This window comes from Streptomyces sp. NBC_00016, from assembly GCF_045040885.1.
GTDB classification, from domain to species: Bacteria; Actinomycetota; Actinomycetes; order Streptomycetales; family Streptomycetaceae; genus Streptomyces; species Streptomyces coriariae.
Genome location: NZ_CP108304.1, coordinates 6,973,133 through 6,998,205, shown reverse-complemented (window position 1 = coordinate 6,998,205; position 25,073 = coordinate 6,973,133). Strand labels below are relative to the sequence as shown.

General features: G+C 71.6%; 22 protein-coding genes and 1 pseudogene. 13 read left to right on the top strand and 10 right to left on the bottom strand.

Annotated features, from left to right (window positions below; all coding sequences use genetic code 11):
* The first annotated feature begins 89 nt into the window (after window positions 1–89).
* Window positions 90–950 (top strand): phosphatase PAP2 family protein, encoded by an 861-nt coding sequence (locus tag OG933_RS30910; protein ID WP_362535767.1) that lies wholly within the window; start codon window positions 90–92, stop codon window positions 948–950.
* A gap of 63 nt (window positions 951–1,013) precedes the next feature.
* On the opposite strand, the pseudogene OG933_RS30905 reads toward OG933_RS30910, so the two are convergent.
* Window positions 1,014–1,304 (bottom strand): annotated as a pseudogene (locus tag OG933_RS30905) (amidohydrolase family protein); the annotation flags it as partial.
* A gap of 141 nt (window positions 1,305–1,445) precedes the next feature.
* Window positions 1,446–2,342 carry a LysR family transcriptional regulator gene (locus OG933_RS30900; RefSeq protein WP_028806317.1) on the bottom strand — a complete coding sequence of 299 codons (897 nt, stop codon included), beginning with the start codon at window positions 2,340–2,342 and terminating at the stop codon, window positions 1,446–1,448.
* Between the two features lie 71 nt (window positions 2,343–2,413).
* Here OG933_RS30900 and OG933_RS30895 point away from each other — a divergent pair, with 71 nt between their 5' ends.
* A complete protein-coding gene (locus OG933_RS30895) occupies window positions 2,414–3,343 on the top strand; it encodes a DMT family transporter (RefSeq protein WP_362535770.1) in 930 nt (309 codons plus the stop codon).
* Between the two features lie 62 nt (window positions 3,344–3,405).
* Here OG933_RS30895 and OG933_RS30890 read toward each other — a convergent pair whose 3' ends face one another.
* Complete coding sequence (locus tag OG933_RS30890; RefSeq protein WP_405630063.1) at window positions 3,406–6,402, bottom strand: bifunctional [glutamine synthetase] adenylyltransferase/[glutamine synthetase]-adenylyl-L-tyrosine phosphorylase; 2,997 nt, start codon at window positions 6,400–6,402, stop codon at window positions 3,406–3,408.
* A 173-nt stretch (window positions 6,403–6,575) separates the two neighbouring features.
* On the opposite strand from OG933_RS30890, the gene OG933_RS30885 reads away from it, so the two are divergent.
* Both OG933_RS30885 and OG933_RS30880 read left to right on the top strand, forming a co-directional pair.
* Entirely contained in the window at window positions 6,576–7,010 is a 435-nt protein-coding gene (locus OG933_RS30885) for a VOC family protein (protein ID WP_020126755.1), read from the top strand.
* A gap of 22 nt (window positions 7,011–7,032) precedes the next feature.
* Complete coding sequence (locus tag OG933_RS30880) at window positions 7,033–7,440, top strand: hypothetical protein (RefSeq protein WP_405630060.1); 408 nt, start codon at window positions 7,033–7,035, stop codon at window positions 7,438–7,440.
* Between the two features lie 160 nt (window positions 7,441–7,600).
* Here the strand turns inward: OG933_RS30880 and OG933_RS30875 are convergent, their stop codons facing one another.
* The gene (locus OG933_RS30875) at window positions 7,601–8,962 is read right to left on the bottom strand and encodes a glutamine synthetase family protein (RefSeq protein ID WP_362535777.1); all 1,362 of its coding nucleotides are present in this window, start codon (window positions 8,960–8,962) and stop codon (window positions 7,601–7,603) included.
* Window positions 8,963–9,294: 332 nt separating this feature from the next.
* On the opposite strand from OG933_RS30875, the gene OG933_RS30870 reads away from it, so the two are divergent.
* Window positions 9,295–10,494, top strand: a complete 1,200-nt coding sequence (locus OG933_RS30870; RefSeq protein ID WP_405630057.1) for a globin domain-containing protein — start codon at window positions 9,295–9,297, stop codon at window positions 10,492–10,494.
* 54 nt (window positions 10,495–10,548) lie between these two features.
* Here the strand turns inward: OG933_RS30870 and OG933_RS30865 are convergent, their stop codons facing one another.
* The gene (locus OG933_RS30865) at window positions 10,549–11,865 is read right to left on the bottom strand and encodes a PucR family transcriptional regulator (protein ID WP_405630055.1); all 1,317 of its coding nucleotides are present in this window, start codon (window positions 11,863–11,865) and stop codon (window positions 10,549–10,551) included.
* Window positions 11,866–12,317: 452 nt separating this feature from the next.
* On the opposite strand from OG933_RS30865, the gene OG933_RS30860 reads away from it, so the two are divergent.
* Window positions 12,318–13,148, top strand: a complete 831-nt coding sequence (locus OG933_RS30860; RefSeq protein ID WP_362535783.1) for a DUF4394 domain-containing protein — start codon at window positions 12,318–12,320, stop codon at window positions 13,146–13,148.
* Window positions 13,149–13,332: 184 nt separating this feature from the next.
* Here the strand turns inward: OG933_RS30860 and OG933_RS30855 are convergent, their stop codons facing one another.
* Window positions 13,333–13,599, bottom strand: coding sequence for a DUF6959 family protein (locus tag OG933_RS30855; RefSeq protein ID WP_362535784.1), 267 nt, complete (start codon window positions 13,597–13,599; stop codon window positions 13,333–13,335).
* Window positions 13,600–13,831: 232 nt separating this feature from the next.
* On the bottom strand, window positions 13,832–14,275 hold the full coding sequence (locus OG933_RS30850) for an RrF2 family transcriptional regulator (RefSeq protein WP_405630054.1): 444 nt from the start codon (window positions 14,273–14,275) through the stop codon (window positions 13,832–13,834).
* 169 nt (window positions 14,276–14,444) lie between these two features.
* On the opposite strand from OG933_RS30850, the gene OG933_RS30845 reads away from it, so the two are divergent.
* The 7 genes from OG933_RS30845 (at window position 14,445) to OG933_RS30815 (ending at window position 21,734) form a co-directional block, all read left to right on the top strand.
* A complete protein-coding gene (locus tag OG933_RS30845) occupies window positions 14,445–15,113 on the top strand; it encodes a DUF3105 domain-containing protein (protein WP_405630052.1) in 669 nt (222 codons plus the stop codon).
* A gap of 11 nt (window positions 15,114–15,124) precedes the next feature.
* Window positions 15,125–15,724, top strand: a complete 600-nt coding sequence (locus tag OG933_RS30840; protein ID WP_362535801.1) for a DUF305 domain-containing protein — start codon at window positions 15,125–15,127, stop codon at window positions 15,722–15,724.
* 198 nt (window positions 15,725–15,922) lie between these two features.
* On the top strand, window positions 15,923–17,863 hold the full coding sequence (locus OG933_RS30835; protein WP_362535792.1) for a S53 family peptidase: 1,941 nt from the start codon (window positions 15,923–15,925) through the stop codon (window positions 17,861–17,863).
* 113 nt (window positions 17,864–17,976) lie between these two features.
* The gene (locus tag OG933_RS30830) at window positions 17,977–19,731 is read left to right on the top strand and encodes an NAD+ synthase (protein ID WP_362272291.1); all 1,755 of its coding nucleotides are present in this window, start codon (window positions 17,977–17,979) and stop codon (window positions 19,729–19,731) included.
* A 67-nt stretch (window positions 19,732–19,798) separates the two neighbouring features.
* Window positions 19,799–20,353 carry a chloramphenicol phosphotransferase CPT gene (cpt, locus tag OG933_RS30825; protein WP_405630048.1) on the top strand — a complete coding sequence of 185 codons (555 nt, stop codon included), beginning with the start codon at window positions 19,799–19,801 and terminating at the stop codon, window positions 20,351–20,353.
* 536 nt (window positions 20,354–20,889) lie between these two features.
* Window positions 20,890–21,306: a polyketide cyclase gene (locus tag OG933_RS30820; protein ID WP_405630047.1), complete on the top strand. Its 417-nt coding sequence runs from the start codon at window positions 20,890–20,892 to the stop codon at window positions 21,304–21,306.
* Entirely contained in the window at window positions 21,306–21,734 is a 429-nt protein-coding gene (locus OG933_RS30815) for a MarR family winged helix-turn-helix transcriptional regulator (protein WP_405630044.1), read from the top strand. Before OG933_RS30820 ends, OG933_RS30815 begins: the two co-directional genes overlap by 1 nt.
* Window positions 21,735–21,786: 52 nt before the next feature.
* Here the strand turns inward: OG933_RS30815 and OG933_RS30810 are convergent, their stop codons facing one another.
* The 3 genes from OG933_RS30810 to OG933_RS30800 form a co-directional block, all read right to left on the bottom strand.
* Complete coding sequence (locus OG933_RS30810; RefSeq protein WP_405630043.1) at window positions 21,787–23,010, bottom strand: MFS transporter; 1,224 nt, start codon at window positions 23,008–23,010, stop codon at window positions 21,787–21,789.
* Between the two features lie 108 nt (window positions 23,011–23,118).
* Complete coding sequence (locus OG933_RS30805; protein WP_267020275.1) at window positions 23,119–24,180, bottom strand: endonuclease/exonuclease/phosphatase family protein; 1,062 nt, start codon at window positions 24,178–24,180, stop codon at window positions 23,119–23,121.
* 182 nt (window positions 24,181–24,362) lie between these two features.
* Window positions 24,363–25,013: a TetR/AcrR family transcriptional regulator gene (locus tag OG933_RS30800; RefSeq protein ID WP_405630042.1), complete on the bottom strand. Its 651-nt coding sequence runs from the start codon at window positions 25,011–25,013 to the stop codon at window positions 24,363–24,365.
* Between the last annotated feature and the right edge of the window lie 60 nt (window positions 25,014–25,073).

The following is a 25,073-nucleotide window of genomic DNA, read 5'->3' as shown; positions in this document are numbered from 1 at the left end:
GGAGCGGTCCGGCCGTCGTAGAAAGTGCGGGCCGAACCCGACCGAGGGATGATCGGGCGAAGAGGTCTTTTCTGGCAGACTTTGTGTCCATGGGTGAACCGACTGTGACGCCATTGGAAGGCCGTGACCAGGCCCTTCCAGAACCGGTCACGACCGCGCCCCGGCAGCGCCGCCTGCACCGGCTGCGCAGCCCCCGTCGCCCCCGCCTCTGGTTCGAGATCCTCCTCATCGGCGTGAGCTACTGGACGTACTCACTGGTGCGCAACGCGGTCCCGGAACAACGCTCCGAGGCGCTGCGCAACACGGACTGGATCTGGCGCGTGGAGCACAGCCTCGGCATCGCCGTGGAGGAGTCGGTCAACCACACCGTGAACTCGGTGACCTGGCTCATCGTGGGCATGAACTACTACTACGCGACCCTGCACTTCGTCGTCACGCTGACCGTCCTGGTCTGGCTCTACCGCAGCCACCCGGGGCGCTACGCGGCGACGCGCCTGGTGCTCTTCGCCACCACCGCCGTGGCCCTGGTCGGCTACTACCTGTATCCGCTGGCGCCCCCGCGGCTGATGCCGGGCGCCGACTTCGTCGACACGGTGATGGTCCACCAGACCTGGGGTTCGATGGCCTCCGGCGACCTCAAGCACATGTCGAACCAGTACGCGGCGATGCCGTCCATGCACATCGGCTGGTCCCTGTGGTGCGGTCTAACCGTGTTCGCGCTGGCCAGGCTGCCCTGGGTGCGCATCCTCGGCCTGCTGTACCCGACGGCGACGCTGGTGGTGATCGTCGCGACGGCCAACCACTTCTGGCTGGACGCCGTGGGGGGCGTCCTCTGCCTGGCCTTCGGCTTCGCGGTGGCCCGCGTCTGGTACGGGACCCTGCCGTACGCCCTGCCGAGAAGGGTGCCGCCGAAGGGGCAGGGCAGGCCCCTGCTCCCCACGAAGGCCTGACATCCGGCAGCACGGTCCGCCGCTCGGCGCCGCGGCTTGCGGCTGCGGCTTGCGGCTTGCGGCTCAGCGCTCTCCCCTGTGCACCACGTGTCCCCCGGTCACCGTGAGCCGCACCGGCGCCTCGGCCGTCTCGTCCGCCGGAGCGGCGACCGGGTCGAGACCGAGCGCGGTGAGGTCGGCCCGGAACCCGACGGCGATCCGGCCGGCCGATCCGCTCTCCCCCGCGGCCCTGGCGGCATGCGTGGTGCAGCCCTCCAGCGCCTCCAGCCCGGTGAGTCCCGCCCGCGCCGAGGCCGCGCCCCGGGGCGCACGGGCGTCGGCCAGCACGCCCCGCACGTCGTACGGGGCGATGGGCCGGATGGACGGGTGCCGCGTCGACCGACGGGTGCCGCGCGGACGGATGGGGGCCGCGCGGACGGATGGGGGCCGCGCGGGTGGATGGGGGCCGCGCGGCCCGATCGACGCCGCCATGCCCGGCCGGCATCGCACGGCCCCTCACGGCGCTCCCGCGGCCCCCTTCAGCGCGTCGATGAACGCGTCCAGCGCGGGTTGCGCCGGCGCCGTCTCGCGGACCACCGCCTGGATGGCCCGTACCGGCACCGGGTCACGCACCTCCCGCACGACGACCCCCGGATGCCGGCTGCCGAGCCCCAGCCGGGGCACCAGGCTCACGCCCAGACCGGCGGCGACGAACCCCTGGGCGGTCACGTAGTCCTCGCTCTGCACCATGAACCGGGGCCGGAACCCGACCACCGCACACGCGTCCAGCTGGGCGTCGAGACAGGGCCCCGGCCACTCGCTGCCCACGAACGCCTCCTCGGCCAGCTCCGCCAGCCGCACACTCCGCCGCCCGGCGAGCCGGTGCCCGCGCGGCAGGACGGCGAGATAGGGATCGTCGAGCAGATGCAGCAGCCGTACGCCACTGTCCTGCCGCCCCTCCCTGCTGACCAGCAACGCCAGATCGGCCCGCCCTTCGCGCACCTCCGCCACCGGGTCCTCGGGATCGACCGTCAGCTTGAGCTCGATCCGGACGCCGGGATGCGCCTCCCGCAGTCGCGCCACGGCCGGCGCCACCAGCCCGGCCCCCGCGGTGGCGAAGTACCGCACCCCCAACCGCCCGGTCCGCCCGGCCAGCAGGTCGGCGAGCGCCGCCTCGGCCTCGGCCACCTGCCGCCCGATGGCCTCCGCGTGCTCGGTGAGCAGCAGTCCGGCAGCCGTGGGCCGTACGCCCCGCCCGACCCGCTCCAGCAACGCGGCCCCCGCCTCCTTCTCCAGGGCGGCGATCTGCTGACTGACGGCGGACGGCGTGTACCCCAGCACGGCCGCGGCCCCCGTCACGGACCCGTTTCCGACGACCGCCCGCAACACCTGCATCCGCCGCACATCAAGCATGCAGTCCAGCTTAACGAACCATCCAGAACATTTCACTTGTCCTCACAGATCAGGCGGACGACCGTAGGGACATGCCCCTCGCCTCCACGCTCCGCATGGCCGCGCTCGCCCTCTTCTGGGGCTCCGGCTTCCTCTGGATCAAGCTGGCCCTGACCCACGGCCTGACCCCCGCCCAGATCACCGTCGCCCGGTGCGTCCTGGGCACGGCCGTCCTGCTGTTCCTGGCCCGCCGGGCAGGCCAGCGCCTCCCCCGGTCCCGGACCACCTGGGGCCATCTCGCCGTGGCCGCCCTGTTCTGCAACGCGCTTCCCTTCGCCCTCTTCGCCCTGGGCGAGCAGCACCTCGACTCGGGCATCGCGGGCGTCCTCAACGCCACGACCCCGCTCTGGTCGCTCCTCATCGGGATCGGCCTGGGCACGGACCGGGCGCTGCGTCCCGTGCGGCTGGCCGGTCTGGTCCTGGGCTTCGCCGGGACCGTCCTGATCTTCGCCCCCTGGCACCACGAGGGCCTGCTCAGCCTGCCCGCCCTGTACCTGCTGGCCGCGGCGGCGAGCTACGCGGTGGCCTTCGCCTACATGGCCCGACACCTGACGGCCTCGAAGAACCCGATGGCCATGTCGGCGGCCCAGCTCCTCACCGCCACGGCCTGGAGCACCCTGGCCCTCCCCGCGGCCGGCCCCTTCCGTCCGGACGCCACCGCCCTGCTCGCCGTCACCGCGCTGGGCGTCCTCGGCACGGGCGTGACCTTCTACCTCAACTACCGCCTGATAGCGGACGAGGGCCCCACCACGGCGGCGACGGTCGGCTACCTGCTCCCGGTCGTGTCGGTCGCGCTCGGCGCCGCGGTCCTGGACGAGCAGATCGGCGTACGCGTTCTCGCGGGCATGGCGGTGGTGCTGGTGGGCGTGGGGCTGACCCGGCGGAACACGGCGTCGCGTACGCGCGGGCCTGCGGACGCGCGGCGCGACGGCGTGACCCGGCCCGTCGTCCAGCGGCCCTAGGGCGCTTCCTTTGGATCAGCCCGGGTCCACGGCCTGATCCGACCCGATCCGAAAGAAGCGCCCTAGCCGCCGTAGAACAGCTCGTCCACCACGCCCCGGGCCCGCCGCGCGGTGCGCCGGTAGTCGTCGAGCATGTCGCCCACCCGCCCGGGCCCGTACCCCAGGTACCGCCCCACCGCGACCAGTTCCCGGGGGTCGGACGGGAAGGTGTCCCCCGCCCGTCCGCGCACCAGCATCACCGCGTTGCGCACCCGGGTCGCCAGTACCCACGCCTCGTCCAGCGTCGCCGCGTCCTCGTCCGGGACGATGCCTGCGTCGCGCGCGGCGGCGAGGGCCGCACGGGTGCGGGTGGTGCGCAGCCCCGGATGCGTCGCACCGTGCCGCATCTGGGCCAACTGCACGGTCCACTCGACGTCGGACAGGCCGCCGGGGCCCAGCTTGGTGTGCAGCTTCGGATCGGCGCCCCGGGGCATCCGCTCCGACTCCATGCGGGCCTTCAGCCGCCGGATCTCCCGGACGGCCTCTTCGCCGAGCCCGTCCGCCGGATACCGCAGGGGGTCGATCAGCTCGATGAAGCTTCGCCCCAACTCCTCGTCCCCGGCGACGACTTCGGCCCGCAGCAGGGCCTGTGACTCCCAACCCAGCGACCAGCGACGGTAGTAGGCCTCGTACGACTTCAATGTGCGGACGAGCGGCCCGGACTTGCCCTCCGGACGCAGGTCGGCGTCGATGAGCAGCGGCGGGTCGGCACTGGAGATCTGGAGCAGCCGGCGCATCTCGGAGACGACCTTGTTCGCGGCCTCCGCGGCCTCGCGCTCGTCGACGCCGTCCCGGGGCTCGTGCACGAACAGGACGTCGGCGTCGGAGCCGTAGCCCAGTTCATGACCGCCGAAGCGGCCCATGCCGATGACGGTGAAGGACGTCGGAAGCGTGTCGCCCCAGCCGTCCCGCACCACCGCGCGCAGAGTGCCGGCCAGCGTGGCGGCCGTGATGTCCGACACGGCCCCGCCCACCAGGTCCACGAGGGCGCCCTGATCCGCCTCGACCGGCTGCGCCTCCGTACCGTAGGAGGCGACGATGTCGGCGGCGGACGTGCGGAACAGCTCACGCCGACGGACCCCACGCGCCGCGGTGACCGCCTGCACCACGCCGTCGGCCCGTCGCACCGCGGCGAGTATCTCCTGCTCCAACTGCGCCCGCCCGCGCGGCTCGAGCCCGCCACCGTCCCCGTCGCCGAGCAGCGCCACCGCCTCCGGTGCCCGCATCAGCAGATCGGGGGCGAGCCGCCCGGCGGACAGCACCCGGGCGAGGTTCTCCGCGGCGGCGCCCTCGTCCCGCAGCAGCCGCAGGTACCAGGGCGTCTTGCCGAGCGCGTCCGACACCTTGCGGAAGTTGAGCAGGCCCGCGTCCGGGTCGGCGGAGTCCGCGAACCAGCCGAGCAGAACCGGCAGCAGGGTGCGTTGGATGGCCGCCTTGCGCGTGACGCCGGAGGCCAGCGCCTCCAGGTGGCGCAGCGCGGACGCGGGGTCGGCGTACCCGAGCGCCACCAGCCGCTCGCGGGCCGCCTTCGGGCTCAACCGGGTCTCACCGGGCGCGAGTTGGGCGACGGCGTCGAGCAGCGGCCGGTAGAACAGCTTCTCGTGCAGCCGACGCACCACGGCGGCGTGCCGCTTCCACTCCTGGCCGAGCTCGGCGACCGGGTCGGTGCGCAGTCCGAGTGAGCGGCCCAGCCGCCGCAGGTCGGTCTCGGCCTCGGGGACCAGATGGGTCCGCCGCAGCCGGTAGAGCTGGATCCGATGCTCCATGGAGCGCAGGAAGCGGTACGCGACGTCCAGTTGCTCGGCGTCGGCACGCCCGACGTACCCCCCCGCGGCGAGGGCCTGGAGGGCGTCGAGCGTGGTCCCGCTCCGCAAGGACGCGTCGGCCCGCCCGTGCACCAGCTGCAACAGCTGTACGGCGAACTCGACGTCCCGCAGCCCTCCGGGCCCCAGCTTCAGTTCACGCTCGACCTCGGCGACCGGGATGTTCTCGACGACCCGCCGCCGCATCTTCTGCACGTCGACGACGAAGTTCTCCCGCTCTGCGGCCTGCCACACCAGGGGCCCCACGGCGGCGACGTACTCGGCCCCCAGTGCCAGGTCGCCGGCCACCGGCCGCGCCTTCAGCAGGGCCTGGAACTCCCAGGTCTTGGCCCACCGCTGGTAGTAGGCGAGATGGCTGGACAGCGTCCGCACCAGCGGCCCGTTGCGTCCCTCGGGCCGCAGATTGGCGTCGACGGGCCAGATGGACCCCTCGACGGTGGTCTCGGAACAGATCCGCATCAGGTGCGCGGCCAGTTTGGCGGCGGCCCGCAGTGCCTTGCCCTCGTCGGCCCCGTCGACGGCCTCCCCCACGAAGATCACGTCGACGTCGGACACGTAGTTCAGCTCGTGCCCGCCACACTTGCCCATCGCGATGACGGCCAGCCGGCACAACGCGGCGTCGTCGGGCGCGGCGTCCCGGGCGAGTCCCAGGGCGGCCCGCAGCGTGGCGGTGGCGAGATCGGCGAGCTCGGCGGCGGTCTCGGCGAGATCGGTCGTCCCGCAGACGTCCCGCGCCGCGATGGACAGCAGGCAGCGCCGGTAGGCGACGCGCAGCGACACGGGGTCCGTGGCCTCGGCCAGGCCCTGCTCGAACTCCTCCACCCCGGGATGCAGGTCCCGCGGCTCGTACGTGACCAGCGCCTCCCAGTCCCGCGGATGCCGGGCGAGGTGGTCGGCGAGGGCGGCGGACGCCCCCAGCACGCCCAGCAGCCGGTCGCGCAGCGGCTTGGCCGCTATCAGCGTGTCGAGCAGCTCCCGACGGGCGGTGGGGCCGGGCTGGGCCTCCAGCAGCCGGACGAGACCGTGCAGGGCGAGATCGGGATCGGCGGTGGCGCCGAGCGCCTCCAGCAGAAAGGGGTCGTTGCGCACCGGCGACAGCTCGGGCCCGTCCAGGAGCCGCTCGGCGGCGGACGGGTCGGTGAAGCCGTGCCGCAGCAGCCGTGTGAAGGTGCTGCTCCTGCGCCCCGGCGCCATCATCCCCGGCCCTCCCTCGGATCAAGGTCGTACGCACCTGAGCGTAACCCGGGCCTTTCGGTGGCGCCCCGGCGCGGTTTCCGGTTCTGTGGTACTTCGGGTTCCGCGGGACTTCGGTGCCGCGGGACCTCGGTTCTGTACAGACAGAGCGACGGCCGCGACAAGGGAGTCAAGCCATGGACATGACCCTAGAGGTGATCCTGCTGCCGGTGTCCGACGTGGACCGGGCCAAGGAGTTCTACCGCGACAAGGTCGGCTTCCACGTCGACCTCGACGGCGAGGTCATGGAGGGCGTACGCATCGTCCAGCTCACCCCACCCGGCTCCGGCTGTTCGATCGCCCTGGTCGACGGCCTCCAGGTGCCGACGGGAACCCCGCAGCCGGGCACCTACCACGGCATGCAGCTCTGCGTGACGGACGCGAAGGCGGCGTACGAGGAACTGACCGCCCGCGGCCTGGAGGTCAGCGAACCCCAGCAGTTCGCACCGCAGGACGGAGCGACCTTCATGTACTTCAAGGACCCCGACGGCAACGGCTGGGCGATCCAGGAGTACCGCCGCCGGGAGACGGAACCGCTCCACCAGGTCCTGGCGAAACTGTCGGCCCCGTAGGGCACCGGCGGGGTGCGGGGTCATGCCGACCGATCCACGAGCGATCCTCCGGCAGGCACGCCAGGGTCCGGTACCTGCGGACTGGCGCGTCTTCACCAAGAGGCGCGGGAAACTCTCCGGGTTCCTGCGCGGGACCTCGCACGACCCGGACCCGCTGCTGGTCATCACCCCTGACGGCGCCGTCGAGTACGCGAACGAAGGCAAGTCGCTGACGATCGTCGACTTCCACGATCTGGCCGGGATCACGCTCCGGGTGAACGGACAGAGCTTCTCCGACAGTTCCTCGGTGAGCATCGCCGTATGGATCGACCTGGCCCATCGCGACGGCAGAAAGACGAAGTGGCGCTCGACGTCCTTCGCGAACGACCTGCCGTCGATCCAGGCCTTCATCGAGGCGTACGGCGCCCACCGGGCACTTCGCGCACACTGAGTCCCGGGCGGTGCGGGGCCGCCTCACCTGCGGGCCGCCCCGGGGCCGGCCCGGAGTCGGCCCGGAGTCGGCCCGGAGTCGGTAGGACGCCGTGGGGCCGGCGGTCCATGACCGTCGGCCCCACGTGTCGTCACAGCGGGAAACCCGCCCCGACCTGCGCTTACAGCACCGGCAGGTTCTTCCGCAGCTCGAAGGCGGTGACCTCGCTGCGGTACTCCTCCCACTCCTGGCGCTTGTTGCGCAGGAAGAAGTCGAAGACGTGCTCGCCGAGGGTCTCGGCGACGAGGTCGCTGCGCTCCATCAGGCTCAGGGCCTCGCCGAGGTTCTGCGGGAGGGGCTCGATGCCCATCGCGCGGCGCTCGGCGTCGGACAGGGCCCAGACGTCGTCCTCGGCGCCCGGCGGAAGCTCGTAGCCCTCCTCGACGCCCTTGAGGCCGGCCGCGAGGAGCATGGCGTAGGCCAGGTACGGGTTGGTGCCGGAGTCGAGGGAGCGGACCTCGATGCGCGCGGAGCCCGTCTTGCCGGGCTTGTACATCGGCACGCGGACCAGCGCGGAGCGGTTGTTGTGGCCCCAGCAGATGTACGACGGCGCCTCGCCGCCCGCGCCGGCCGTGCGCTCGGAGCCGCCCCAGATGCGCTTGTAGGAGTTGACCCACTGGTTGGTGACGGCGGCGATCTCGGCGGCGTGCTTCAGCAGACCGGCGATGAAGGACCGGCCGACCTTGGAGAGCTGGTACTCCGCGCCCGACTCGTAGAACGCGTTGCGGTCACCCTCGAAGAGGGAGAGGTGCGTGTGCATTCCGCTGCCCGGGTACTCCGAGAACGGCTTCGGCATGAAGGTGGCCTGCACGCCCTGCTCCAGCGCGACCTGCTTCATGATCAGCCGGAAGGTCATGATGTTGTCGGCCGTGGAGAGCGCGTCCGCGTAGCGCAGGTCGATCTCCTGCTGGCCGGGGGCGCCCTCGTGGTGGGAGAACTCGACCGAGATGCCCATCGACTCGAGCATGGTGATCGCCTGGCGCCGGAAGTCCTGGCCCACGTTCTGCGGGGTGTGGTCGAAGTAGCCGGAGTTGTCGGCCGGGGTCGGGCGGGAGCCGTCGGTCGGCTTGTTCTTCAGCAGGAAGAACTCGATCTCCGGGTGGGTGTAGAAGGTGAAGCCCAGGTCGGAGGCGCGCGCCAGGGCGCGCTTCAGCACGTACCTCGGGTCCGCGAAGGACGGCGAGCCGTCCGGCATGAGGATGTCGCAGAACATCCGGGCGGTACCGGGGGCCTCCGCGCGCCAGGGCAACACCTGGAAGGTGGACGGATCCGGCTTGGCGATCATGTCGGACTCGTAGACCCGGGCGAAGCCCTCGATCGCGGAGCCGTCGAAGCCGATGCCTTCATCGAAGGCCTGTTCGAGCTCGGCCGGGGCCACGGCGACGGACTTGAGGAAGCCCAGCACGTCCGTGAACCACAGCCGTACGAACCGGATGTCGCGCTCCTCCAACGTCCGGAGCACGAACTCCTGCTGCTTGTCCATCTTGCGCTTCCCCATCCTTGCTGGTCAGGCCGCCTGTTTCCCGTCCCACGGAGAGGCGGTCGGGCACCCGAGCATCACACCACAACACCATTTCATGCGCGTTGCCGACCATGATCGCCTCAGCGACCCGGGCCTGAACGCCGCACGTCCGGCAGATGTACCGCCTCGCGTCCGGCGGGCGTACTGCTCTGCTGCCCATCTTGCCTGCTCGCACCGACATCCGTAATGCCCCACCCCCTCCGTCCCGCCACGCCCATTTAATTTGCATCTCAGATGCAAGTTTAACTAGCGTGCCGGACAGCAGAACACCGAGTGAGCTTTGAGGAGCCCCGATGCTGTCCGAACAGTCCGCTGCCACCGTCCGCGCCACCCTCCCCGCCGTGGGCGCGGCCATCGGTGAGATCACCGAGCGCTTCTACGCCGGCCTCTTCGCGGCGCATCCGGAACTCCTCCGGGACCTGTTCAACCGCGGCAACCAGGCGGCGGGCACCCAGCGCCAGGCTCTGGCCGGATCGATAGCCGCCTTCGCCACGCGTCTCGTCCAGCCCGCGCAGGACCGCCCGCAGGACCGCCCCGACGCGATGCTCACCCGTATCGCCCACAAGCACGCCTCCCTCGGCATCGCGCCCGAGCAGTACGAGGTCGTCCACGAGCACCTGTTCGCCGCCATCGCCGACGTCCTGGGCGAGGCGGTCACCCCCGAGGTCGCCGCGGCCTGGGACGAGGTCTACTGGCTGATGGCGAACGCGCTGATCGCGATCGAGCGCCGCCTGTACGAGGAGAGCGGGAGCGACGCCTGGCGCGAGTGGGAGGTCGTGGAACGCGTCCGGGAGACCGAGGACGTCGTCACCTTCGGCCTGCGCCCGGTCGACGGCGCACCCGTACGGGACTTCCGTGCCGGCCAGTACGTGTCCGTCCGCACGCAACTGCCCGACGGAGCACGCCAGATACGGCAGTACAGCCTCTCCGGCGCACCGGGGGCCGACGTGCGCCGGATCAGCGTCAAGCGGGTGCCCGGCGGGGCGACGACACCGGAGGGCGAGGTCTCGAACCACCTCCACGCGCGCGTGCGTGAGGGCAGCGTGCTGGAGCTCTCCGAGCCGTACGGCGATCTCGTCCTCGCCGACGCCGCGGGCACCCCCCTGCTCCTCGCCTCGGCCGGCATCGGCGTCACCCCGATCGTGGCGATGCTGGCCCACCTCGCCGCCACCGGCCACGACGCGCCGGTCACGGTCGTCCACGCCGACCGCTCCCCCGCGGACCACGCCCTGCGCACGGACCACGAGACGTACGCGGCGAAGCTGCCGGACGCGTCCGTGCACCTCTGGTACGAGCGGGAGGCGCCGGCCCACGCCCGGACCGGTCTGGCCGACCTCACGGACGTCTCCGTCGCGCCGGGCACGCGCGCGTACCTGTGCGGTCCGCTGCCGTTCATGCGGGCGGTGCGGGCGCAGCTGATCGAGAAGGGGGTCGCCCCGGCGGACGTGCACTACGAGGTGTTCGGCCCGGACCTGTGGCTGGCTCGGGCCTGAGAAGGGGCCCGCACGACACCCGGACCCGCCCTCGCCGCACCCTCCCGGCTCGGCTCAGCTCCACGCCCGCGACAGGCTCCGCGTGACGGCCGAACTGAGGATGCGCACGCCGTGCGTCGATCCCGGGTCGATGCCGGTGAGTTCCCGCACCCGGCGAAGGCGGTAGTCCAGGGTGCGCGGGTGGACGTTGAGGGCCGTCGCCGCGGAGCCGCGGTTCATGTCGTGGCGGTAGTAGGCGTCGAGGGTGACGAGCAGGTCCGGGCCCGGTCGCAGGCTCCGGGCCACCGTTCGGAGCCATTCGTCGACGAACGGCACGTCCGCGACCGTGAGTTCGACGAAGACGTCCGCGAGGGTGTGCGGCCGCAGTCGCGTCGACGCCCGCCGCAGCGGAGCCGCCCTGCTGATCCGCCGGGCCCGGTCGAGGGCACCGGCCAGCTCGGACCGCGCCGCGCAGGCGGTACCGGCGGCGCAGGGGCGACCGAGAGCCTGGGCGAAGTCCTGCAGGAGGTCCCGCAAGAGATCCGGGACGAGGTCCGGAACGAGGTCCGGAACGACATTCGGGACGACATTCGGGACGAGGTCCGGGACAAGGTCCGGTACGGGATCCGGCACGAGGTCGGGCGCGGCGTGCCGCCGGGCGGGCCCGGCGGCCCGGGGAACCAAAACGATCAGTTCACCGCCCCCGCGCCCGCCGCCTCCGCCGCCGCGCTCCGGGCACCAGGTGGCCGGCACCCCGTGCGTCTTCACCAGCGCCTCGATCTCGTTCTCCAGGTCGCGATCGCCGGCCGGGCGGTCCGGCACCCGGATCACCGTCACCGCGTAGTGGTCGGCCAGTTCCATGCCCGCGACCAGGGCGAGCTCCTCCGCGGCGGGGTCCGCGGCCAGCAACGACCGTGCCAGCAGGGCGACTTGTTCGACGTAGGGCACCTGGTGCCGCATCACCGTCACGAAGCCCTCGCGGTAGGCGCCGATGCCGCGCTCGCCCTGGGGGGCGAACCAGCTCATGATCCGCATGAGTTCCTCGACATGGCCGCCGCGCTGGGCTTCCGTCGCCTCGTTGATCTCGCGCAGCATGAGCGCGGTGTGCACGCGCAGCACCCGCTGCCGCGACTCCAGCGACATCCCCGACCCGGCCCGTGCCGCACCCATCGACGTGATGTAGCCGAGGTCGTCCTCGGTCAACCCGCCGTTCTCCGGCGCGAGTTCCACCGTGCGATGCCTGAACCACACCGCGTACTCCAGCGTCTCCGCCCTGGCCCGGGAGTTCACGTCGAGGGATCCGAGCTCCGGAATCTCGCGCACATAAGTCTCCACCTCGCGGCGCGCGTTGGCCGTCGCCTGCCGGGCCAGCTCACCGAAGAGACTCCCCATGAGCGTGAGCATGCCATCGCGGTCGTGAGCGTCGACAGACGAAATCCGGACGGGGGTTTATCAATCCGGGTGAATTGATGAAGGATGTGCCGACGTCGCGTTTGTCATCCCGCGCAAAGTTCCTCGATCAGGGCGTACTTGTCGCCGGATCCGCTTGTGAGGCCGCCGCGGCCTGGGCTTAATGGGAACCGCGCAGCCGCCCACGGGGGATCACTTCGGTGCGGCGAACGGCTCGACACGTCGGTCGACACAACCGGCGCAACCGGCGCAACCGACGCATCCAACGCGGTCAACGCATTCCCTCGCTGTTCAGCGACGTCCAGGACGCCTGAAGCGCTGCCCTTTCGCTGCCATTCCACTGCGGTGCGGTGCGAGGAAATGACGTTCTTTCGAACGGGAGGAAGACAACAGTGAGAACAGGGACCAGAAAGAGATTGGCGGCGACCGTCGCCATGATTTCCGCGGCGACCGCCCTCATGGTCGGCGCACCCGGCTCCGGCTCCGCCGCCTCCGCCGTCCCCAGCCTGCGGGCCTTCGGGATCACCGGGGACGGCACGCTGATGGCCACGTTCACCACCGACAAGCCGCAGGTGCTCGACTGGGTCCGGCTCGTCACCGGCCTCAGCGGCGACACCAAACTGCTCGGGATCGACCACCGGGTGCAGAACGGCCTCCTGTACGGCCTCGGCGACAAGGGCGGCATCTACACGATCAAGACCCCGCCGGCCACCGCCGACGTCGTCGTCACCAAGGTCTCGCAGCTCCAGGTCGCGCTCTACGGCACGACCTTCGACATCGACTTCAACCCGGCGGCCGACCGGCTCCGGGTGATCAGCGACTACGGCCAGAACCTGCGGCACAACCTCAATGACCACACCACGGCCGCCGACACCGCACTGAACATCCCGCCGGCCACCACGGCGGTGCAGGGCGTGACCGCCGCCGGGTACACCAACAACGACCTGGTCGGGTCCACGGGGACGACCTTGATCGACGTCGACACGCTCAACGACCAGGTCGTCATCCAGTCTCCGCCCAACGAGGGCAACCTCGTCACGACCGGTCTGCTCGGCTTCGACGCCGGTCTCAACGCGGGCCTGGACATCTTCAGCTACCTGACCAACGGCAAGACCACCTCGTACGCGGCCTTCGCCACGCTCACGCCGTACGGCGCGAGCACGCCCTCGCTGTACGGCGTCGACGTCCTCACCGGCGACACGACGGCCATCGGCCAGTTCCCCCTGAACATCACGGACCTGGCCATCACCATCTCCGGGACCTGAGCCCGCCCGGACGACCCGTCCTACGCCCTGCCCCGCACCCCGCTCCACCCTCGTCCCACCCTCGCCGCGGCCCGGCTGCTCCCGGACCGCGGCGAGCCCGGGATCGCGTCGTCGGGCGGGGAACGGCCAGGGGAGTCGTCGGGCGGGGAACGGCCAGGGGAACGGCACGGGCGGCCGGCCCGGCTCAGTACGGCCGCGGTATCTCGTGCTCGTCCAACGCGGCGCCGTAGCGCTCCAGCAGGGCGTCGAGGCCGGCCAGGAGAAGCCCGGCGGCGTCGCGGGCGTCGCCCAGGTCACCGCGGTCGCACGCCTCCACCAGCTCCGCCATGTCGGTGCGGAGGATGTACAGGGAGTCGCCCTGCACCAGAACCCCGGGGAAGCGTCGGCCGGGCAGGCGGACTACGGCGTTGTTGCCGCCGGCGGTGAACAGCTCTGCTTCGATGCGTTCCATCGGGCCATCCAATCCGGCCCGGCGATGTGGCGACAACCGCATTGGCAGGGGGGAAGCGTGAAGGATGGGGCAGGCGGGACCCGGAAACCGCGGCTGACGTGGGGTGGGAACACGGATCCGCCTCCGGTCACGGGCCGACGCCAGGGCCTCTGCGACAGCGATCCGCTCCGACGTGCGCGGCGCCCCGGCACCATCGCCGACCCACGGCGCCGGCCCGCGCGACGCCCGTGAATCAGGCGAGCCGCGAGATCCCCAGCAGCAGCGGGCCCGTCGGTTCCGCCACGATGTCGGCGACCGTGATCGGGTCCAGGGACGCGAAGAACGCCTCCTGAGCCCGGCGCAGGGCGCCGCGCAGCCGGCAGGCCGAGGCCAGGGGGCAGGGGGTGGCGCCCTCGCAGTCGACGACGTCGCCGTCCCCCTCGAAGGCGCGGACCACCGTGCCGACGGAGGTGGCGCGGCCCAGGTCGGTGAGGGCCAGGCCGCCGCCCCTACCCCGCCGGGCCTCCAGCAGGCCCATGTGCTGGAGCTCGGCGACCACCTTGGCCGCGTGGGTGTAGGGGACCTCCATGGCGGCCGCCACGTCACGGGTCGTGGGGGTCGCCTCCGGAGTGTCGCCCGCCACCGCGAGTCGCATGAGGACGCGCAGTGCCAGGTCGGTGGATCGCAACAGCCGCATGGGAGGAAGCGTAGATAATGCGCATCTCCGATTCAAATTATTCGCCCGCACTCCCCCTCGCCCCTCTCTTGGCTGTGACCCGTCTACGACTTTCCCCGTCTCCCCATTACGATCAGCGGACTCGCACACCCCGACCGTCCCGCCCCTTTTCCCCAGAAGGACAGGCCACATGGGTTCCGCCAACAAAACCGGCAGCGCGGCGCGCAAGGCGCGCATAGAGGAGATGCGGCGGGCCGAGCAGGTCCGTGAGCGGCGTAACCGGTTTCTCGTGATCGGCGGCAGTGTCGTCGCCGTGGTCGCGCTGGTCGCCGGTGGTGTGTTCGTCGTGAAGTCGCAGTCCGGCGACGACAAGGACACCGCCGCCGACGGCAAGGCGGCCTCGGGGCACTTCGTCACCGGTGCGGACGGGGTCAAGACGTGGAAGGGCACGCTCGGGCGTACCCACGTCACCAAGACCGTGAAGTACCCGACCGAGCCCCCCGTCGGCGGGGACCACAACCAGGTCTGGATGAACTGCAACGGGGACGTCTACACCAAGGCCCTCGACAACATGAACGCCGTGCACTCGCTCGAGCACGGCGCGGTCTGGGTGACGTACAACAGCAAGGCGAGCAAGGCCGACGTCGACGCCCTCGCCGCCAAGGTCAAGAAGACGCCCTACACGCTCATGAGCCCGGACGACGCCCAGGCCGACCCGATCATGCTCACCGCGTGGGGGCACCAGCGCACGGTGACGAGCGCGAGCGACGCGAACGTGGACACGTTCCTCGAGAAGTTCGTGCAGGGCGAGCAGACGCCCGAGCCGGGCGCCGCCTGCACGGGTGGTCTGTCGAAGTGAGGTACGCGGGAGTGGCGGTGGCCGTGGCCGGAGTGCTCGTCGCCGCGGGGGCCATCACCTACTCCGTCGCCGAGGACGGCTCGGCGGACACCGCACCGCCCACCGCCGACTCCGCCGACGCCGGGTTCGCCCGGGACATGGCGGTGCACCACCAGCAGGCCGTCGAGATGTCGTACATCGTGCGGGACCGGACGACCGACGAGGACGTCCGGCGGCTCGCCTACGACATCGCGCAGACGCAGGCCAACCAGCGCGGCATGCTGCTGGGCTGGCTCGATCTGTGGGGGCTGCCGAAGGTGTCGTCGAAGGCGCCGATGAGCTGGATGGGCATGGGCGACATGGCCGACGGCGAGGACGGCGCGCTGATGCCGGGCATGGCGACCAACACCGAGCTGCAAAAGCTCGGGACGCTGAACGGCAAGGCTGCCGAGGTGCTCTTCCTGCAGCTGATGACCGCGCACCACGAGGGCGGTATCCACATGGCCGAGGGCTGTGTGGACAAGTGCACGGTCGGTGTGGAGAAGCGGCTCGCGCGGGGCATGGTCGAGGCGCAGCAGTCGGAGATCGGCCTGATGACTGACCTGCTGAAGGCCCGGGGAGCCAAGCCGTAGGACTGACTCGGCCGACTCACGGGGGACCAACCCATAGGGTTTTCCCTCGATTTCACGGACGTATCCGTCAAATCAGCCCAGCAAGCGGTCACTTGGGCGCTTCTTGGTGTTCGCATTCCCCTGGCATGAACGGTTCATCGCAAGAGTGGCCAGCACGCCGAGTGATCCACTCGCGTCGAACCACATACAGGGGGTCCTATGAGATCCAACCGCGCCGCGCTGCGCGCCGGAGCGAGCATGGCAGCGACACTGCCCATGATCGCCGGCGCGCTGGCGCTCGGCATACCCGCCGCGCACGCCGCGGACGGCCCGACCCGTGACACGCTGGCCGGGACCAAGCCCGCGTGGGCCACGGCGAAGGCGGACAAGGGCTCGACCTCGGACAGCGCCCAGGTCTCCGCCCGCGTCTACCTCGCGGGACGGGACGCCGCCGGCCTCGCCGCGTACGCGAAGGCCGTGTCCGACCCCGCCTCGCCCGCCTACGGCAAGTACCTCTCCGCCGAGCAGTCCCAGGCCCGCTTCGGCGCGACCGAGGCCCAGGTGGCCGCGGTCAGGTCGTGGCTGACGGCGGCCGGTCTGAAGATCACCGGCACGACCCGGCACTATGTCTCGGTCAGCGGTGAGGTGGCAGCCGTCGAGAAGGCGTTCGGCACCCAGCTGCACAACTACACCAAGGGCAGCCGGACTTACCGCGCGCCGTCGAAGTCGGCCTCGGCTCCCGCGAGCCTGGACGGCGCCGTCCTGACCGTCACCGGCCTGGACAACGCACCGCACAAGGCCGCGTCCAAGGACCAGCTCCCGCCGCCGGACGCGGTGTTCAAGAACTCCGGGCCGTTCTCCTCGTACTACGGCTCCAACACCGCGAGCACCCTTCCCTCGGCGTACGGCAAGAAGATCCCGTACGCCGTGCAGGGGTACACCGGCAAGCAGCTGCGGGCCGCGTACGGCGCGGGCGGCTACACCGGCAAGGGGGTGCGCATCGCCATCACCGACGCGTACGCCTCGCCGACGATCGCCTACGACGCGGCCACCTACGCGAAGGCGCACGGCGACGCGCGCTGGAAGACCGGGCAGCTGACCCAGGTGCTGCCGTCGGACTACACCCGGACCGAGGAGTGCGGGGCGGCCGGCTGGTACGGCGAGGAGACCCTCGACGTCGAGGCCGTGCACGCGGTCGCACCGGCCGCGAACGTCACGTACGTGGGCGCCGCGTCCTGCTACGACGACGATCTGCTCGACTCGCTCAGCAAGATCGTCGACAACCACCTGGCCGACATCGTCTCCAACTCGTGGGGCGACATCGAGGCCAACCAGACGCCGGACCTCGCGGCCGCCTACGACCAGGTCTTCCAGTTCGGCGCGGTCGAGGGAATCGGTTTCTACTTCTCCTCCGGCGACAACGGCGACGAGGTCGCCAACACCGGCACGAAGCAGGTCGACACCCCGGCCAACTCCGCGTGGGTGACGGCGGTCGGCGGTACCTCGCTGGCGGTCGGCAAGAACGACAAGTACCTGTGGGAGACCGGCTGGGGCACCGACAAGGCCTCGCTGTCGGCCGACGGCAAGAGCTGGACGGACTTCCCGGGCGCGTACACCTCGGGTGCGGGCGGCGGCACGAGCAAGACCGTCGCCGAGCCGTACTACCAGAAGGGTGTCGTCCCGAAGGCGCTCGCCACGGCCAACAGCGCCGCCGGCAACCGCGTCGTCCCGGACATCTCGGCGATCGCCGACCCGAACACCGGCTTCAGGGTGGGCCAGACCCAGACCTTCCCGGACGGGACCGAGCAGTACAGCGAGTACCGCATCGGCGGCACCTCGCTGGCCGCGCCGGTCATCGCGGCCGTGCAGGCCCTGGGCCAGGAGGCGCGCGGCGGCAAGGCGATCGGCTTCGCCAACCCGACGATCTACTCCAAGTACGGCTCGCGGGTCTACCACGACGTCACGGACAACCCGACCGGGTCCGGGCTCGCGGTCGCGCGCGTCGACTTCGCCAACAGCTACGACGCGACGGACGGGCTGCTGACCTCCGTCCGCAGCCTCGGCAAGGACAGCTCGCTGTCCGCCGTGAAGGGCTACGACGACGTCACCGGCGTGGGTACGCCCGCAAACGGTTACGTGGAGTCGTACCGCCGACGCTGAGCAGGTCGTCCGCGTGCCGTGCGCCCGCCGGACGCGGAGGGGGCGTGGGGGGCGTGGGGTATCCGACACCCCGCGCCCCCCATCGCGTCGCATTGACGATTACACTGATGCGCGTGCCTCAACTTCGTCTCGCTCTGAACCAGATCGACTCGCGCGTCGGCGACCTCGTCGGCAACACCGAAACGATCCTCCGCTGGACCCGGCACTCCGCCGAGCAGGGAGCGCATCTCGTGGCGTTCCCGGAGATGGCGCTCACCGGGTACCCCGTCGAGGACCTCGCCCTGCGCTCCTCGTTCGTCGAGGCCTCCCGCACGGCCCTGCGCGAACTCGCCGTCCGCCTCGCCGACGAGGGCTTCGGCGAACTGCCGGTGGTCGTCGGCTACCTCGACCGGTCCGAGGGCGGCCGGCCGAAGTTCGGCCGCCCGGCCGGCTCGCCGCGCAACGCGGCCGCGGTGCTGCACAACGGCGAGGTGATCCTGACCTTCGCCAAGCACCACCTCCCGAACTACGGCGTCTTCGACGAGTTCCGCTACTTCGTGCCGGGCGACACCATGCCGGTGCTGCGGGTGCGTGGCGTCGACGTGGCCCTCGCGATCTGCGAGGACCTCTGGCAGGACGGCGGCCGGGTCCCCGCGGCGCGCTCCGCCGAGGCCGGTCTGCTGCTGTCCATCAACGCCTCCCCCTACGAGCGCGACAAGGACGACACCCGTCTGGAGCTGGTCCGCAAGCGGGCCCAGGAGGCCGGCTGCACCACCGCCTACCTCGCGATGATCGGCGGCCAGGACGAACTGGTCTTCGACGGCGACTCGATCGTCGTCGACCGCGACGGCGAGGTCGTGGCGCGGGCGCCGCAGTTCTCCGAAGGGTGCGTGGTCCTGGACCTCGACCTGCCCGCGGCCTCCGCCGACGCTCCGACGGGTGTCGTGGACGACGGTCTGCGCATCGACCGCGTCGTGGTGTCGCAGGACCCCGTCCCGGCGTACGAGCCCGAGCTGAGCGGCGGGTACGCGGAGCGGCTGGACGACGCCGAGGAGATCTACTCGGCGCTGGTCGTGGGCCTGCGGGCGTACGTCGCGAAGAACGGCTTCCGGTCGGTGCTCATCGGTCTGTCCGGCGGTATCGACTCGGCGCTCGTCGCGGCGATCGCGTGCGACGCGGTGGGCGCACAGAACGTGTACGGCGTGTCGATGCCGTCGAAGTACTCCTCCGAGCACTCGAAGGGCGACGCGGCGGAGCTGGCGCGCCGGACCGGCCTGAACTTCCGCACGGTCCCGATCGAGCCGATGTTCGACGCGTACATGGGCTCGCTCGGCCTGACGGGCCTGGCGGAGGAGAACCTCCAGTCGCGGCTGCGCGGAACCCTGTTGATGGCCGTCTCCAACCAGGAGGGCCACATCGTCCTCGCCCCCGGCAACAAGTCGGAGCTGGCGGTCGGCTACTCGACCCTGTACGGCGACTCGGTCGGCGCGTACGGCCCCATCAAGGACGTCTACAAGACGTGGATCTTCCGGCTCGCGGAGTGGCGCAACCGCGCCGCGGCGGAGCGGGGCCAGACCCCGCCGATCCCCGAGAACTCGATCTCCAAGCCGCCGAGCGCGGAGCTGCGCCCCGGCCAGGTCGACACCGACTCGCTCCCGGACTACCCCGTCCTGGACGCGATCCTCGAGCTGTACGTCGACCGGGACCAGGGCGCGGACGCGATCGTCGCGGCGGGCTACGACCGTGAGCTGGTCGTCAAGACCCTCCGCATGGTGGACACCGCCGAGTACAAGCGGCGCCAGTACCCGCCGGGCACGAAGATCTCGGCGAAGGGCTTCGGCAAGGACCGCCGTCTGCCGATCACGAACGGCTGGCGCGAGTCGGTCTGACGGCCGCCCCTCCCCGCGCTCCGAAATACGTTTCGGCCCAGGTGCGCGGCGCCCCTACTGTGGCGCGGTGACAACTCAGGTGATCGTGCTGAACGGCGGCTCCAGCTCGGGCAAGTCCGGGATCGTCCGGTGTCTCCAGGCGGTCCTGCCGGATCCGTGGCTCGCCGTCGGGGTCGACGCGCTGCTCGAAGCCATGCCCGCGTCCCTGCGGACCTCGGCCGCGGGCATCGCGTTCACCGCGGACGGCGGGGTGAGTGTCGGGCCGGAGTTCCGGACGCTCCAGACGGCGTGGCGGGAGGGGGTCGCCGCGACCGTCCGCGCGGGCGCCCGGGTCGTCATCGACGACGTCTTCCTCGGCGGAGCCGCGTCCCGGCAGGAGTGGCGGCGGGCCCTCGCCGGACTGGACGTGCTCTGGGTGGGCGTCAGATGCGAGAGCGCGGTCGCCGCGGGCCGCGAACTCGCCCGCGGGGACCGGGTCCCGGGCATGGCCGCCTCCCAGGCGGACCTGGTCCACCAGGGCGTCGATTACGACCTGGAGGTGGACACCACCCACACCGAGTCCCTGGACTGCGCGCGAGCGATCGCCGCCCGCATCAGGTGTGACACCGGCCGACCGTCCTGACGTACGCGGCGCGGGGCGAGGCGAGGCGAGGCGAGGCGAGGCGAGGCGAGGCGAGGCGAGGCAGGGCGGGGCGGGGCGGGGCGGCGCGGCGCGGGGCGGGGCGGGGCGGGGCGAGGCGGCGCGGGGCGGGCGATCGTCAGCCCGGGTTCCGACCGCCGCTGCCGGGCGGGCGAACGGCCGTCACGCCGTCCGCCCGGGTTCCGGCCGCCGCCGGGCGGGCGGACGGCGTCGACCCGAGCTTGTGGCCGACGCCAAGCGGCAGGCGCGCTCGGGTCCCGGCCGCCACTGCCGGTGCCGGGCCGGCGGCGTGACCCCGAGCTCGTGGCCGCCGCCGGTCGGCAGGCGCGTGTCCTGCGCGGCGACGTACGTACTCCGGCGGCCCCGCCGACCACCCCGTCACCCACAAGGGCACCCACCAGGCCACCCGCCAGGGCCCCTCCGCGCGGGCACCCACCGGGGCGATCGTCGCCGCCCACTCGACATTTAGTCTGCGCGCAGATAATCTACGGATACATCATCTGGACGAGGGGGCCCGCATGTGGGAGTACGAGCACAGCATCGAGACCGGCGCCACGCCCGAGGCGATCTGGCGGCTCTGGGCCGATGTGCCGAACTGGGGGATCTGGAACGCGGAGATCGAGAAGATCGAGATCGACGGCCCGTTCGCGGCGGGCGCGCAGATCACCATGACGCCGCCCGGGGACGACGCGATCGTGCTGCGCGTCGCCGAGGCCGTCGAAGGCGACCGGTTCGTCGACGAGGCCCGCTTCGGCGACCTGCTGCTGCGCACCGTCCACCGGATCGACCGGATCGACCCGAGCCGGGTCCGGGTGGTGTACCGGATGGAGATCACCGGCACCGGCGCGGCGGAGGCCGGCCCGCAGATCGGCCCGGCCGTCACCGCCGACTGGCCCGACACCATGGCCACGCTGGTCGGACTGGCTCAGCGCTGATGGCCCTCAGCCCCGGCGAAAGCCCCGGATTCCTGCTGTGGCACACCACCCTGCGCTGGCAGCGCGAGATCGCCGCCGCCCTGGCCCCACTGGATCTCACCCACGTGCAGTTCGTGCTGCTCGCCTGCGCCTGGTGGCTCAACGCGCAGGGCGAGCGCCCCAACCAGCTGACCCTCGCGCGGCAGGCCGGCACGGACGTCAAGATGACCTCCCAGGTGCTGCGCACCCTGGAACACAAAGGGCTCATCGAGCGTGAGGTCGACCCGGCCGACACCCGCGCCAAGCGGCTGCGCGTCACCGACACGGGCGCCGACCTGGCCCCGCGCGCGATCGCCGCGGTCGAGCAGGCCGACGCGCTGTTCTTCCAGCCGGTGTCCCGCGACGACGTGACGGCCCTGCTCGGCCGCCTGGCCCGGCCGGAAACCTGAGAGGCGGTGGCCCGCGCGTCGCGGGCCACCGCCTCTCACCCCCGGAGGGACGTCAGTGACGGACCCCCGCCTCGACGGTCCGCGGCACGTGTGTCGCGACGACGCGCTCTCGGCCGGTGGTCTGCGGGGCCCGGCGGGCGTCGACCGCGGCCGCGACGCCTGCCACGACCAGGCCCAGGGCCGCCAGTACCGCTCCCGCCAGCGCGGGCGAGGTCACGCCGAGGCCGGCCGTGAGGGCCAGGCCGCCGAGCCAGGCGCCGCCGGCGTTGGCCATGTTGAACGCGGCCTGGTTGGCGGAGGAGGCCAGCGACGGGCCCGCGGCCGCCTTCTCCATCACCATCAGGTTGAGCGGCGAACCGGTCACGAAGGCCGCCACGCCCAGCAGGACCACGGCCAGCGCGCCGCCCCACGCGGTCGTCATCAGCAGCGGGAACAGGGCCAGGACGATCACCAGGGAGGTCAGGCCGCCGAACAGGGTCGGGCGCATCGCGTGGTCGGCGAGCCGCCCGCCCAGCAGGTTGCCGATCGTCGCGCCGACACCGAACAGCGCGAGCAGCAGCGTCACGCTGGAGTCGGCGTAGCCGGCGGAGTCCGTCAGCATCGGGGTGATGTAGCTGTAGGCGGAGAACAGGGCGCCGAAGCCGGCCACCGTCGTGCCGAGGGCCAGCCACACCGGCAGCGAGCGCAGGGCCGCCAGCTCGCGGCGCAGCCCGACGGCGGGCGCGTGGGCGTGGTCGCGCGGGATCAGCAGGGCCAGGGAGGCGATCGCCGCCAGGCCGATCACGCTGACGCCGAGGAAGGTCGCGCGCCAGCCGAGTTGCTGGCCCATGAGGGTGGCGACGGGGACACCCGCGATGTTGGCGACGGTCAGACCGAGGAACATCAGCGACACCGAGCGGGCCTTGCGTTCCGGGGCGACCATGTTGGTGGCCACCACCGCGCCGACGCCGAAGAACGCGCCGTGCGGGAGGCCGCTGAGGAAGCGGGCGGCCAGCAGCGAGTCGTAGCCGGGGGCGAAGGCCGACAGGGCGTTGCCCACGACGAACAGGCCCATCAGGGAGATCAGGACGGTCCGGCGGGACATCCGTGCCGTGACCGCGGCCAGCAGCGGCGCGCCGATGACGACGCCGAGCGCGTACGACGAGACCAGATGTCCGGCCGTCGGGATCGAGACATGCAGGTCGTCCGCGACATCGGGCAGCAGGCCCATCATCACGAACTCCGTGGTGCCGATTCCGAAGGCACCCACGGCCAGGGCGAGCAGGGCCAGGGGCATGGAGAACTTGCCTTTCAGGGAGAGTGGGTTCCGTTCAGCATACGTGTCGTATGTTCAACTACGGAACAAAGTCTCCCCGGCCCGCTATTCCAACGGGTGACCCCCTGATTAAGGTGTGGTGACCTTCACACGCGCCGCCACCGGCAGATGGTCGCTGCCCGTCTGCGGCAGCGTCCAGGAGGTGACCGGCTCCACGCCCTTCACCATGATCTGGTCGATCCGCGCCATCGGGAACGACGCGGGCCAGCTGAAGCCGAAGCCGCTGCCCGCCGCACCCTGCGTGGAGCGCATCTGGGAGGTCACGGCGTTGAGCGAGCGGTCGTTCATGGTGCCGTTGAGGTCGCCGAGCAGGACCACCCGGGTCAGCTTCTCGTCGGCGATCGCCTCGCCCAGCGCGTCAGCGCTCTTGTCGCGCTGGCGGGCGGTGAACCCGGCCTGGAGCTTCACCCGCACCGACGGCAGGTGGGCGACGTAGACGGCGACCTGTCCTTCCGGCGCCGTGACCGTCGCCCGCATCGCGCGCGTCCAGCCCAGCTTGATGTCGACCGGCTTCACCGCGCTCAGCGGGTACCTGCTCCACAGGCCGACCGTGCCCTGCACCGAGTGGTACTTGTACGTCGCCGCCAGCGCCTTCTCGTACACCGGCACCGCCGTGGCGGTCAGCTCCTCCAGGGCCAGCACATCGGCCTCGGACGCGGCCACGTCACGGGCGGTGCCGGCCGGGTCCGGGTTGTCGGCGTTGACGTTGTGGGTGGCGACGGTGAGGTCGCCGCCGCTGCCGGTCCGGTCGACGAGAAGTCCGCCGAAGAGGTTCAGCCAGACCACGGCCGGAAGGACGACGGCGATCAACGCGATCGCCGACTTGCGCACCAGCGCCAGCACCAGCAGCACCGGCACGAACACACCGATCCAGGGCAGGAACGTCTCCGTGAGACTGCCGAGGTTGCCGTAGCGGTTGGGGATGCGCGAATGCAGCCCCATCACCAGGGAGAACGCCAGCGCGAACCCGGTGAGGACCAGACCCCGCCGCCAGATGCGCGGATCACCTCGCCAGCCCGCGCCGATCCGACCGAACAGGGTGCCGATCAGGCGCCGGAGCCGAACGCCCCGAGGCTCGGGACCCGAGCCTCCGTTGTCGTCCGTCTCCGTCATGTACGCCTGCTGCGCCATACCGTCGCCTCACTGCCTGCCTTGCACACCGTCCGTTCCCCCGGGTACGACCCTAGGGGATGATCGGCTTTGATCTCGCCGTCCCGTGACGGCCGTACGGGCACGAGGACGACCGGTGCGGTCCCGCGGGTTCCGGCCCCGGGCGACAGGGCCCGGTCTGTGACGAAACGCGCACATTGGGGCTACCGCGTCGAGGAACTGACGGGGCGTAGCCCGGCGAGCAGCGTGTCGACGATGCGCGCGGGGAGGTCGTCGGGGAGGTCGGCGTCGGGACGCATGATCGCGCGGACGAGCATGGGGCCCACGAAGATGTCGTTCACCAGTTCCACATCCAGGTCGGCGCGCAGTTCGCCGTTCTCCTGACCCCGGCGCAGGACCTCGACGGCCATCCTGCGCCGGGGTTCTATCGCCGTGTTGTGATACGCCGCCCAGATCTTCGGGCTGCTCTTCATCTGGGCGTGGACGTTGTGCAGGATCGCCGAGGAACGGTTGGCGAGACCCCGCCGCCGCAGCGCCTCGAGAAGCACGACCAGGTCGTCGCGCATGGAGGTGCCGGGGAGTTCGGGGTCCTGCGGTTCGGCGGCGCGCAGCACGTCGACGAAGAGTTCCTCCTTGCCGCTCCACCGGCGGTAGATGGCGGCCTTGCCGACGCCGGCGGTACGGGCGATGCGCTCGATGGAGATCTCGGCGAGCGAGACCCCGTCCTCCAGCAGCTTCATCGTGCCCTCGATGATGGCCCGTTCGACGGCCTCGCTGCGGGGCCGCCCCCGGACGGGCTGCTCCCCGCTCACGCCGGTCGCCGTGACGGTGGTCCCCCTGTCGCCGAGGCTCACGTGTTCGATCCTTTCGTCGCAGTGGGGGAATTGTCGCCCAGAGAGCGGGTGGGGCGACTG

Bases quoted from the DNA above. Each gene is read 5' to 3' on its own strand.
- OG933_RS30910 (WP_362535767.1), top strand. From the start codon at position 90: ATGGGTGAACCGACTGTGACGCCATTGGAAGGCCGTGACCAGGCCCTT.
- OG933_RS30900 (WP_028806317.1), bottom strand. From the start codon at position 2,342: ATGCTTGATGTGCGGCGGATGCAGGTGTTGCGGGCGGTCGTCGGAAAC.
- OG933_RS30895 (WP_362535770.1), top strand. From the start codon at position 2,414: ATGCCCCTCGCCTCCACGCTCCGCATGGCCGCGCTCGCCCTCTTCTGG.
- OG933_RS30890 (WP_405630063.1), bottom strand. From the start codon at position 6,402: ATGATGGCGCCGGGGCGCAGGAGCAGCACCTTCACACGGCTGCTGCGG.
- OG933_RS30885 (WP_020126755.1), top strand. From the start codon at position 6,576: ATGGACATGACCCTAGAGGTGATCCTGCTGCCGGTGTCCGACGTGGAC.
- OG933_RS30880 (WP_405630060.1), top strand. From the start codon at position 7,033: ATGCCGACCGATCCACGAGCGATCCTCCGGCAGGCACGCCAGGGTCCG.
- OG933_RS30875 (WP_362535777.1), bottom strand. From the start codon at position 8,962: ATGGACAAGCAGCAGGAGTTCGTGCTCCGGACGTTGGAGGAGCGCGAC.
- OG933_RS30870 (WP_405630057.1), top strand. From the start codon at position 9,295: ATGCTGTCCGAACAGTCCGCTGCCACCGTCCGCGCCACCCTCCCCGCC.
- OG933_RS30865 (WP_405630055.1), bottom strand. From the start codon at position 11,865: ATGGGGAGTCTCTTCGGTGAGCTGGCCCGGCAGGCGACGGCCAACGCG.
- OG933_RS30860 (WP_362535783.1), top strand. From the start codon at position 12,318: ATGATTTCCGCGGCGACCGCCCTCATGGTCGGCGCACCCGGCTCCGGC.
- OG933_RS30855 (WP_362535784.1), bottom strand. From the start codon at position 13,599: ATGGAACGCATCGAAGCAGAGCTGTTCACCGCCGGCGGCAACAACGCC.
- OG933_RS30850 (WP_405630054.1), bottom strand. From the start codon at position 14,275: ATGCGGCTGTTGCGATCCACCGACCTGGCACTGCGCGTCCTCATGCGA.
- OG933_RS30845 (WP_405630052.1), top strand. From the start codon at position 14,445: ATGGGTTCCGCCAACAAAACCGGCAGCGCGGCGCGCAAGGCGCGCATA.
- OG933_RS30835 (WP_362535792.1), top strand. From the start codon at position 15,923: ATGAGATCCAACCGCGCCGCGCTGCGCGCCGGAGCGAGCATGGCAGCG.
- OG933_RS30820 (WP_405630047.1), top strand. From the start codon at position 20,890: ATGTGGGAGTACGAGCACAGCATCGAGACCGGCGCCACGCCCGAGGCG.
- OG933_RS30815 (WP_405630044.1), top strand. From the start codon at position 21,306: ATGGCCCTCAGCCCCGGCGAAAGCCCCGGATTCCTGCTGTGGCACACC.
- OG933_RS30810 (WP_405630043.1), bottom strand. From the start codon at position 23,010: ATGCCCCTGGCCCTGCTCGCCCTGGCCGTGGGTGCCTTCGGAATCGGC.
- OG933_RS30805 (WP_267020275.1), bottom strand. From the start codon at position 24,180: ATGGCGCAGCAGGCGTACATGACGGAGACGGACGACAACGGAGGCTCG.